This is a genomic window from Aquisediminimonas profunda (assembly GCF_019443285.1).
GTDB lineage: Bacteria > Pseudomonadota > Alphaproteobacteria > Sphingomonadales > Sphingomonadaceae > Aquisediminimonas > Aquisediminimonas profunda.
The window spans coordinates 3225946-3237034 of sequence record NZ_CP080327.1; the positions used below are offsets into that span (position 1 = coordinate 3225946).

Annotated in this window: 10 protein-coding genes; 8 read left to right on the top strand and 2 right to left on the bottom strand. The window is 56.5% G+C overall.

The genetic code is table 11. From position 1 onward, the window contains the following. Positions 1-1137: an acyl-CoA dehydrogenase family protein gene (locus tag K0O24_RS15840; protein ID WP_219893654.1), complete on the bottom strand. Its 1137-nt coding sequence runs from the start codon at positions 1135-1137 to the stop codon at positions 1-3. Positions 1138-1146: 9 nt separating this feature from the next. Next, entirely contained in the window at positions 1147-2307 is a 1161-nt protein-coding gene (locus K0O24_RS15845) for an acyl-CoA dehydrogenase family protein (RefSeq protein WP_219893655.1), read from the bottom strand. A 159-nt stretch (positions 2308-2466) separates the two neighbouring features. Between K0O24_RS15845 and K0O24_RS15850 the strand changes: the two genes are divergently transcribed. The 8 genes from K0O24_RS15850 to K0O24_RS15885 all read left to right on the top strand — a co-directional run bounded on the left by K0O24_RS15850 (position 2467) and on the right by K0O24_RS15885 (position 11079). After that, positions 2467-3309: an SDR family NAD(P)-dependent oxidoreductase gene (locus K0O24_RS15850; protein ID WP_219893656.1), complete on the top strand. Its 843-nt coding sequence runs from the start codon at positions 2467-2469 to the stop codon at positions 3307-3309. Continuing rightward, on the top strand, positions 3306-4745 hold the full coding sequence (locus K0O24_RS15855; RefSeq protein WP_219893657.1) for an MFS transporter: 1440 nt from the start codon (positions 3306-3308) through the stop codon (positions 4743-4745). The genes K0O24_RS15850 and K0O24_RS15855 overlap by 4 nt, the downstream gene beginning before the upstream one ends. Positions 4746-4808: 63 nt before the next feature. Further along, a complete protein-coding gene (locus tag K0O24_RS15860) occupies positions 4809-6092 on the top strand; it encodes an acyl-CoA dehydrogenase family protein (RefSeq protein WP_219893658.1) in 1284 nt (427 codons plus the stop codon). Continuing rightward, positions 6089-7177, top strand: coding sequence for a Zn-dependent alcohol dehydrogenase (locus tag K0O24_RS15865; RefSeq protein WP_219893659.1), 1089 nt, complete (start codon positions 6089-6091; stop codon positions 7175-7177). The genes K0O24_RS15860 and K0O24_RS15865 overlap by 4 nt, the downstream gene beginning before the upstream one ends. Before the next feature lie 7 nt (positions 7178-7184). Continuing rightward, the gene (locus tag K0O24_RS15870) at positions 7185-8267 is read left to right on the top strand and encodes a phosphotransferase family protein (RefSeq protein ID WP_219893660.1); all 1083 of its coding nucleotides are present in this window, start codon (positions 7185-7187) and stop codon (positions 8265-8267) included. Between the two features lie 30 nt (positions 8268-8297). Then, entirely contained in the window at positions 8298-9074 is a 777-nt protein-coding gene (locus K0O24_RS15875) for an SDR family NAD(P)-dependent oxidoreductase (RefSeq protein WP_219893661.1), read from the top strand. Then, on the top strand, positions 9074-9877 hold the full coding sequence (locus K0O24_RS15880) for an SDR family NAD(P)-dependent oxidoreductase (RefSeq protein ID WP_219893662.1): 804 nt from the start codon (positions 9074-9076) through the stop codon (positions 9875-9877). Before K0O24_RS15875 ends, K0O24_RS15880 begins: the two co-directional genes overlap by 1 nt. Further along, positions 9874-11079, top strand: coding sequence for a serine hydrolase domain-containing protein (locus K0O24_RS15885; protein ID WP_219893663.1), 1206 nt, complete (start codon positions 9874-9876; stop codon positions 11077-11079). The genes K0O24_RS15880 and K0O24_RS15885 overlap by 4 nt, the downstream gene beginning before the upstream one ends. Positions 11080-11089: the final 10 nt, after the last annotated feature.

Here is an 11089-nt window from a genome sequence, read left to right on the forward strand (position 1 = left end):
TCAGTATCCGTTCATGCGTGCCACGCGGTCGGCATGGAAATAGCTGTCGCCAAAGAACTCGTTCAATGCCCGGTCGCGCTTCATGTACAGCCCGATGTCATATTCGTCGGTCATCCCGATGCCGCCATGCATTTGCACGCCTTCCCGGACTGCCAGATTACAGGATTTTCCCGTCTTTGCTTTGGCAGCTGCGACAAACAGTTCCGCTCTCGGATCGCCGTCGTCAAGCAGATGCTGGGCTTTTATGACAATCGAGCGAGCACCTTCCATTTCGCCATAGAGATGAGCTGCACGGTGCTGGAGCGACTGAAACTCACCGATCAAACGCCCGAACTGCTTGCGTTGCTTGAGATAGCCGAACGTCATGTCCATCGCGCCGCCACCGACGCCAAGCATTTCGGCCGACGCACCAAGGCGACCTGCATCAAGCAATCGCGTCAAAGGCCCCCATCCCGCGTCGATTTCGCCAACGACGGCATCGGCATCGACCTGAACACCGTCAAACGTGACGCGTGCCGACAATGAACTGTCAACCAGGCGGTCAACATCCACCGAAATGCCGACGGCGGTCCTTGGCACCGCAAAAAGTGTGATGCCTGCCTCTTCGCCCGCACTCCCGCCTGTCCGTGCCGAGACCAGAAGCATGTCTGCAATGTGTCCGTTCAACACGAACTGCTTCTTGCCCGAGAGCTTGAAACCGTTGCCAGAGCGCTCCGCAGCCATGGCCGTCGAGGCCGGTCGATGTTTCGCACCTTCATCAATGGCCAGCGCAATGATGGCATCTCCAGCGAGAATCCTTGGAAACCATTGCGCCCGAAGATCGGCGCCCCCCGCTTTCAATGCGTCGACGGCAGCAACTGCTGTTGTCAGGAAGGGAGAGGGGGTCAGATTGCGGCCAATCTCTTCAAGCACAATGCCGGCTTCGACATGCCCGAGACCCAATCCACCATCGGCCTCGGGCACGAGAATGCCCGTGAAACCCAATTCGGCGAACTGCTTCCAAAGGTCCCTTGAAAGACCGGCTGCATCCTTGCCGTCACGAAGCGTGCGAAGATGTTTGACCGGAGCGTTTTCGGCAAGAAACGGGGCAACCGTATCCTTGAGCATTGCCTGATCGTCTGAAAGATAAAGTGCCATAACTGCTCCTTACGCGCCCGGCATGTCGAGAATGCGCTTTGCAACAACGTTGAGCATGACTTCACTAGTCCCGCCTTCGATGCTATTGGCTTTTGTCCGAAGCCATGTGCGTGGCTTGGCGCCACCCTTGGACCGCGCACTTTCCCATTCCAGGGCGTCCGACCCGCCAGCTGCCATGACAAGTTCATGCCGCTTCTTGTTCAATTCGGTGCCAACATACTTCATGAGGTTGGAGTAGGCAGGGTGCGCCCGACCGGTTTTCCATTCATCCATAAAGCGTTCGGAATGGGCCCGGAAGGCAATGGTTTCGACATCGAACATTGCCATTTCTGCGCGCAGGACCGGTTCATTGGCTGCGGCATCTGGAAAGGCTGCGCCAAGCGAGGCCAGTCCTTCGCCCAATCCGCCGCCGGAGATCATTTCGCGTTCGTGTCCGAGCAGATATTTGGCGACGTCCCATCCGCGGTTCAATTCGCCGACGATCTGATGCTTGGGCACTTTTACGTTGTCGAAGAAGGTTTCGCAGAAGGGCGAGCTGCCCGAAATGAGAAGGATCGGCTTTGTCGAAACCCCAGGTGTCGTCATGTCAAACAGCAGAAAGCTGATACCCTGATATTTGTTCGTCTTGTCCGTCCGAACGAGGCAGAAGATCCAGTCTGCCTTGTCCGCATAGCTGGTCCAGATTTTCTGGCCGTTGACGACCCAATGATCGCCCTTGTCTTCACCAAAAGTCTGGAGGGAAACAAGGTCCGAACCGGAACCAGGTTCCGAATAGCCCTGACACCAGCGAATCTCGCCGCGCGCAATTTGCGGCAAATAGTGGAGCTTTTGCTCTTCTGTACCGAATTTCAGGAGCGCCGGACCAAGCATCCAGATGCCGAACGACATAAGCGGCGGACGACATCCGAGCTTGGCCATTTCGCTGCGCAGGATCTTCGTCTCTTCGGCCGAAAGTCCCCCGCCGCCATAGGCTTTTGGCCAATCCGGCACTGTCCAGCCTCTTGCAGCCATGGTCTCCAACCACAGCTTCTGTGCCGGATTCTTGAACTTGAAATTCCGCCCTCCCCAGCATGCATCGTCATCGTCGCGCACTGGTTCACGCATTTCGGGCGGGCAATTCGCTTCCAGCCAAGCGCGCGTTTCGACGCGGAAAGCTTCGAGATCGCTCATGGGATAATCCTCCTGCTACTACCGATTCTCTATGGCCGCGCATCCACTTTACGCAAGCGTCAATTGGACAGGCCTGCTTGCCGTAGCGGCATTCAGTGGTGCGTTGACCAAGCGCCCCCGCTGCCTAAGGTTGAGTCGGAAAATCATATGGAGAGTAGGATGAGATTCGCTGGTAAAACTGCCGTGGTGACAGGCGCGGCTTCCGGTATGGGCAAGGCCACAGCGATCAAGTTGGCTGGAGAAGGCGCAACCGTAATCGCTGCCGATATCGATGAGGCAGGCGGAGCTCAACTTGCCGCGATGTCAAACGGCAATATCCTGTTCAAGAAGACCGATGTTTGCGACGTCGCGCAGATCAAGGCGCTCATGGATTTTGCGGCTGAGAAGACGGGTGGCATAGATATCGTCTTCAACAATGCCGGCGCGGGCGGTGCTCGCGAAAAAATTGATGAAATCGATGCTGATGGCTGGGACAATACAATGAACCTGCTTCTCAGGTCAGTCGCAATGGGCATCCGCTATGCAGTGCCTCATATGATCGGTCGCGAAGGGACATCCATCATCAATACGGCCAGCGTCGCCGGACTTTCTGCTGGCATGTCACCGACAGCGTATGCGGTCGCCAAAGCTGGCGTGATCCACCTCACAAAGGTCGCGGCTGCCGATCTTGCGCGACACAATATCCGCGTGAACGCGATTTGCCCCGGATTCATCAAGACCAACATCTTTGCCACAGCCCTTGAGGTTCCAAAGGAGCAGCGCGAAACGGCAAACGCAATGATTGCCGAGGTTGCGGCGCATGCCCAACCGGTCAAAGGCGGCGGCGAACCGGATGATATCGCCAACACCGTGCTGTTCCTTGCGGGCCCGGATTCGCGTTTCATGACTGGCACCTACATGCTCGTCGATGGCGGCCTGCTAACAGGTCCGCGCCATTCCTGGGACGAGAACGCCCCCGGCATGTTTTCTTCACTGGAGGCCTTTGTCGCGAGCGCACCGTGAGCTCCGTCCCGCCGGCAGAACGCCTGCCTTTTCGTGTTAAGGTCGGTCATGGTATCGGCTCAGCCGCTTATGGCGTGAAAGACAACGGCTTCAGCGTTTTGCTGCTGCTGTTCTACAATCAGGTGATGGGACTCGATCCAGGGTTGGTCGGCGTGGTCCTGCTGGTCGCATTGTTTCTTGATGCGATCGTTGACCCATTTGTTGGCCATTTCGTGGATAAGACCTACACGCGTTGGGGCAAACGCCATCCTTGGATGTATGCTGCAATCGTACCGATGGCATTTTGCTGGACCCTTCTTTGGTTTCCGCCTTCTTCGCTGGGCAGCGGCCTTTACATTTATCTGCTCGTCGTCGCCTTTCTGATGCGAGCAGCAGTCTCTTGTTATGAAGTGCCCGCACTCACTGTCGTTCCCGCTCTTTCGGCCGACTATGACGAGCGGACATCGCTCACCCGTTGGCGGTTCCTTTCCGGCTGGGGCGGCGGATTGCTGATGCTGATCCTGGCCTTCGCTGTTTTTCTCGTTCCGGAGCCGGGCTACCCGGTCGGCCAGTTGAACCTCAACGGATATCACAATTACGGGCTGGCTGGCGCCGCAATTATCCTCGCGTCAACACTCATATCCACGCTGACGACGCACAAGCGGCTAGCTCATTGGCCAGCGGATAAGCCCAAAAAGCTGCCCTTGCGCGCGACATTGGGTCATATTGGTGAAACGCTCTCGAACCGGGCTTACCTGATCATACTCGGCAGCACGCTCCTCACATATACGAACACAGGCGTCGCATTTTCTTCTGCTGCCTATATGCTCACATTTCTCTGGGAAATGCCGCAGACCGGGTTTCTTGCCTACTCGATAACTCTCTTTGCAGGAGTCGTCGGGGCGTTCCTTCTTGTTGGATTCGTCCAATCGCGGATAGAAAAACACGTTGGCGCCGCCGTATTCGGACTGATTTCGCTGATTTTTGCCATCATGCCCTATGCCTTGCGGCTATTGGATCTTTTCCCGGAGAACGGCAGCATCTGGCTGATCCCAGCGCTGTTTCTCGTTATCACGCTGGCGAATGCATTCTCTGTAGCCAGCATGATGCTCGGCCAATCCATGGCTGCCGACGTGGTTGAGGCCGCGCAGGAGCACTCCGGTCAACGCAATGAAGGGCTGTTCTATGCGGGCCTGTTCTTTGTGCAGAAATTTGCAACCGGCGCAGGTATTTTCCTGACTGGACTGATCCTCAGCCTTTCCCAATTTCCAAAGAACGCGACACCGGGCCAAGTCGCGCTGCCGGTGCTGGATATGTTGATGGTGCTCCAGATCATTGTCCTTGTAAGCCTTGGAGGCACTTCGACATATCTGATTGCGCAATTTCCGATCCGCCGAGCCGATCATGAGGCGCGCGTCAGGCGGCTTGCGGAAGAAACACAATTTTCAGGCAATTGAGGGGCTGGAATTCCCTTTCTGATGCTGACATTGACGTAAAGGTAAATCGAGAGGACGACTCACATGGACTTCACCCTGAACGAACGCGAAACCTATTGGCGCGACCGCATCAAGAACCACATTGATCAATATGTCCGGCCACGCGTGAAGGATTATCATGCTGAACAGGCGACCGGCGATCGCTGGAAAGTGCTCCAGGTCATCGAGGAAGAAAAGGCAAGAGCCAAGGCTGTCGGCCTTTGGAATCTTTTCATGCCGCCGCGCGGTGCCAATCCCCATCTCGATGACACGGTCGAATTCGACGGTCCGCAGCTAACCAACCTTGAGTACGCCCTGTGCGCCGAAGAAATGGGACGTGTCGGAATTGCCTCCGAAATCTTCAATTGTTCGGCGCCGGATACGGGGAACATGGAAGTGTTCAATCGCTACGGCACGGCTGAACAAAAGCGCAAATGGATGGTTCCGCTCATGAATGGCGAAATCCGTTCCGCCTTCCTCATGACAGAACCAGCTGTTGCGTCATCTGATGCAACCAATATCGAAACCAAAATTACGCGCGACGGTGATGAATACGTCATCAACGGCCGCAAATGGTGGTCAAGCGGTGCCGGCGATCCACGCTGCAAGATTGCGATCGTGATGGGCAAGACCGATACAGGTGCCCAGCGCCATCAGCAGCAATCGCAGATCCTCATGCCGCTCGATGCACCCGGCGTGCACATCCTGCGTCATTTGCCGGTCTTCGGTTACGACGATGCTCCGCATGGTCATATGGAGATTGAACTCAAGGACGTTCGCGTGCCAGCTGACAACATCCTTTATGGCGAAGGACGGGGATTCGAAATCGCCCAGGGTCGGCTCGGGCCAGGACGCATCCATCACTGCATGCGGACCATCGGCGTGGCTGAGGAAGCGCTGGAAAAGATGTGCCGTCGCCTGACGACGCGCGTTGCCTTTGGCAAGACAATCGCCCAACAGACGGTATGGCACGAACGCATCGCGCGTGCGCGCATCGATATCGACATGACCCGCCTGCTCTGCCTCAAGGCTGCCCATATGATGGACACTGTCGGCAACAAGGCCGCGGCTTGCGAAATTGCGATGATCAAGGTTCAGGCGCCGAATATGGCTTTGAAGATCATCGACGATGCAATCCAAGCCCATGGCGGCGGCGGCGTTTCCGAGGATTTTGGCCTCGCGTCAGCATGGGCACATCAGCGCACGCTGCGACTGGCCGATGGTCCGGATGAAGTCCACGCCCGAGCTATCGCGCGGCTTGAGCTCGGCAAATATGGCGAAGCAAGCCCTGCCGGTCTTTCAAGCGGCGATCTGGCGGTGACACGATGAAGGCTGCTGTCCTGTTTCAGCCCGGTCAGGCGCTGGCGATTGAAGACGTCGTCATTTCCAAGCCGGGACCGCATGAAGTGCTCATCCGCACGGCGGCGTGCGGGCTTTGCCATTCGGACTTGCATTTCATCGAAGGAACGTACCCCCATCCGATTCCTGCGATCCCTGGCCACGAGGCAGCCGGGATTGTTGAGGCGGTAGGCAGCGAAGTCCGCACAGTGAAGGTTGGCGACGCTGTGGTATCCTGTCTGTCAGCGTTTTGCGGACATTGCGAATATTGCGTCACGGGAAGGATGTCGCTTTGCCTCGGCGGCGACACACGTCGGGCTGCGGGCGATGCACCGAGGATCACACGTCCCGATGGATCGATCGTCAACCAGATGCTCAATTTGTCGGCCTTTGCCGAACAAATGCTGATCCACGAGCACGCCTGTGTTAAGATCAATCCCGAAATGCCGCTTGACCGGGCCGCCGTCATCGGCTGTGCAGTCACGACCGGAGCGGGTACGATCTTCAATGCCTGCAAGGTTACACCGGGAGAGACTGTTGCGGTGGTCGGCTGTGGCGGTGTTGGGTTGGCGACCATAAATGCCGCAAAGATCGCCGGAGCCGGCCGAATTATCGCAGCAGATCCGATCCCCGAGAAACGCGAATTGGCGATGAAACTTGGCGCGACAGACGTCATTGATGCGTCTGCCGATGGTGCTGCCGCGACGATCGTCGAAATGACCAAAGGCGGGGTCGATCATGCGATCGAGGCTGTTGGCAGACCTGCTTCGGCACAGCTTGCCGTCAGCGTATTGCGGCGTGGCGGCACTGCCACAATCCTTGGCATGATGCCGCTGGCTGAAAAGGTCGGTCTTTCGGCAATGGACCTTCTGTCAGGGAAGAAACTGCAAGGTGCGATCATGGGCGGAAACAGGTTCCCGGTCGATATCCCACGGCTCGTCGATTTCTATATACGGGGCCTGCTCGATCTCGACTCGATCATTGCAGAGCGAATACCGCTTTCCGGCATCAATGAAGGATTCGAAAAGATGAAGGGCGGAGCCAGCGCTCGCTCAGTCATCGTCTTCGCTCAGTGAGGTTGTGATGGCAACGACACCAATGGACGCGCAGAAGCTCTTTTCGGGCACCGTTGCACCCGAAGGAGCAGACAAACTTGATGAAGCCAAACTGACGGCCTGGATGGAAGCCAATGTCGAAGGCTTCAGGGGGCCCCTTCGCCAAGGCAAGTTTGCGGGTGGTCAGTCGAACCCCACATATCGCATCGATTCCCCTTCAGGGTCGTATGTCTTGCGCCGCAAGCCTTTTGGCCCATTGCTCCCTTCGGCGCATGCCGTTGATCGCGAATTCAAGGCAATTGCCGGTCTTTATCCAACAGGGTTTCCTGTGGCCAAACCCTATGGGCTTTGCACCGATGAAAATGTGATCGGCAGCTGGTTCTACATCATGGGCATGGTTGAAGGCAGAACGATCTGGGATGGCGCCATGCCAGACGCAAGCGGCCCGGATGAACGTCGTGCGACCTATTATGCGATGATAGATACATTGGCAGCGCTCCACAATGTAGATTTCGAAAAGGCAGGTCTCTCGGACTACGGCAAGCCGGGCAATTATTTCGGTCGCCAAGTCGATCGCTGGACGAAACAGTATCGGCTTTCCGAAACCGAAACGATGCCGGAGATGGAAAGGCTGATCGAATTCCTGCCGGCAACCTTGCCCGAACAGACTCGGACAAGCATCGTCCATGGCGACTATCGCATCGACAACATGATCTTTGCAGCGAGCGAACCAAAGGTCATCGCTGTGCTTGATTGGGAATTGGGAACACTGGGGGATCCGCTTGCCGATTTCACTTATGTTGCGCTCGCATGGGTAACAGAAAATGGTGGACGGTCAGGTGTCATGGATCTTGATCGAAAGGCTCTGGGCATTCCTGAACTGGATGAGGTTGTGGCTCGCTACTGCGCAGCGACAGGCCGCGACGGGCTTCCTGATCTCAATTGGTATTTTGCCTATAACTTCTTCAGGTTGGCCGGGATCATGCAAGGAATCAAGAAGCGCGTGATTGATGGGACAGCGTCGTCAGCCCATGCCAAGAACATGTCCGAACGCGTTACCCCGCTTGCCGAACGTGCATGGAACTTTGCTCAGGCGGCTGGCGCACAATAAGCGCGTTCGCCCAGTAACCAGGAGGAATGGATGTCTCTTTTCGACATGACCGGACAGGTCGCGATCATTACAGGCTCGTCCCGCGGTATCGGCAAGGCCATTGCGTTGGAGATGGCAGCCCAGGGCGCAAAGGTTGTCATCTCAAGTCGCAAGGCCGAAGCCTGCGATGCGACTGCGGCAGAGATCAACACGCAGTTCGGTGCTGGAACTGCAATTGCGGTTCCGGCAAATATCTCGTCAAAGGACGATCTCCAGAATCTGGTCAATGAGACCCGCCGTGCATTCGGAAAGGTGACCACGGTGATCTGCAATGCGGCCTCGAATCCCTATTACGGTCCGTCGCTGGGCATCAGTGATGACCAGTTTCGCAAGATCCTCGACAACAACATCGTGTCCAATCATTGGCTGATTTCCATGACCGCTCCCGAAATGCTGGAACGTGGAGAAGGATCAATCGTCATCATTTCATCAGTCGGAGGACTGAAGGGCTCACCGATCATCGGCGCCTACTGCATTTCAAAGGCAGCAGACATGCAAATGGCACGCAATCTTGCGGTCGAATTCGGTCCGAGGGGTGTGCGCGTCAATTGCATTGCGCCGGGATTGGTCCGGACAGACATGGCCCGGGCGCTTTGGGAGAATCCCGATACACTCAAGGCGTCGACCGCCGCCGCTTGCCTCAAACGCATCGGCGAACCCCATGAGATTGCCGGTGCAGCTGTTTTCCTGGCGTCAAAGGCTGGCGCGTTCACGACGGGCCAGACCATCGTTTGCGATGGCGGCGCAACAATCAGCGGAGGTGCATAATGGGCGCTCTTGACGGAAAGGTCGCAATTGTAACGGGAGCCGGATCGGGCATTGGTCGCGCCAGCGCAAAACGGTTTGCCGCGGAAGGTGCCAAGCTCGTGATCGGCGACAAGACAGATGCTGTTTTCGAAACGGCCAAGGCGATAATTGAGGCAGGTGGCACGGTAACTGCACTCCAGATTGATGCCGGCAATGAAGCCGACGTTGCCAAGCTCGTGGAAGTTGCAAAGTCGAGCTATGGAGGTCTTGATGTTGCCTTTGCAAATGCCGGCATCTCGGGCGGCATGGACGGAATATTCGATGCCAAGGCTGAAGACTTTGCAGAAATTCTTCGCGTAAACCTGATCGGTCCCTGGCTGATGATCAAGCACGCAGGCAAGCTTATGCTTGACCAGAGGCGCGGTGGTTCAATCATTTGCACGGCAAGCGTTGCGGGCATTCGTTCCGGCGCGGGCGGTGCACATTATTCGGCTTCCAAGGCGGGAGTGATCAACCTCATCAAGACTTCGGCACAACAGATGTCGTCAACAGGCATTCGGGTGAATGCCATCTGTCCGGGTCTGATCGAGACAGGAATGACGGAACGGGTGTTTGTTTATGCCCGGGAGAACGACAAGATGGACAAGGTTGGCCGCCTTAACCCGCTGCGCCGTGCCGGACAGCCCAGCGAAATTGCCAACATGGCCTTGTTCCTTGCTTCGGACGAAGCAAGTTACGTCAACGGGCAGGCAATCGCCGTTGATGGCGGGCTATCAAGTTCGCATCCCGTCACGCGCCAGGAAACAGGAAAGCCCGCAGTATGACGCTTGCCTGTTCGGATCCTCAAGAGCTTGGTTTCCTTCCGGAACGCCTCGAGCGCATTCCCGCATTCATTAAGTCCAAATATCTGGATACCGGCCGTCTGCCCCATGCGGCTCTGCTGATCGGACGTGGCGATGAGATAGCGCATCTCTGGAGCTCTGGCGTCGAGACTGATGCGATCTTTCGCATTGCCTCCATGACGAAGCCAATCACGTCGATAGCCTTCATGCAGCTCGTCGAACAGGGTAAGGCGGCCTTGTCGGAGCCGGTCGCAAAATACATTCCGGAATTTGCCAATCTTGGTGTGTTCATGGCTGGTGGCGGTGCCATTCCTTTTGTGTCGCGTCCGCCTACCAGCCCGCTTCGCATCATCGATCTCATGCGCCATACATCGGGCCTCACATATTCATTTCAGGAACGGACCCCGATCGATGCGGCTTATCGCAAGACTGATCTTGAGCATTGGCTGAAGAACGATAGCCAGAGCTTCATCGACCATTTGGCGCAGATCCCGCTGCAATTCGATCCAGGAACGTGCTGGAATTACTCTGTTTCAACTGATGTCCTAGGCATTCTCGTCGAACGGATTTCCGGGCAATCATTGGGCGAGTATTTCAAGCAGCACATCTTCAATCCGCTCGGCATGGTCGACACGGGTTTCAAGGTGCCGGCACAACAAGCCCACCGCATCCCCGAATGTTTTGCGTTCGATCCAGCAACAAAAATGAGACAGACGGATAAGGCCGGTTCAGACAGCCTCTGGGCACAGGGGTGGAAATTTGAATCTGGCGGTGGCGGGCTGGCGTCGACGCTTGCAGACTATCACCGTTTCTGCCGGATGCTGCTCAACGGCGGTGCGCTTGACGGTGTGCAGATCATCAGCCCCAAGACACTTGAATTGATGACGGCCAACCACCTGCCTGGTGGTGGAGACCTGACCCAGCATTCCAAGGCCCTGTTCAGCGAGGCCGAAAATGCAGGGATCGGGTTTGGGCTTGGCTTTGCGTGCAACATCAATCCAGCGGCAACCATGATCCCGGGCTCAAAGGGTGAGTTCTACTGGGGCGGCATGTATTCGACGGCCTTCCTTGTCGATCCGGTTGAAGATCTGATCATGGTCTTCATGACTCAACTGATGCCGTCATCAACCTATCCGGTGAGACGTGAAATCAGAACCATGATGTATGCGGCTCTAGCGGCCTGAATTTCGGAGA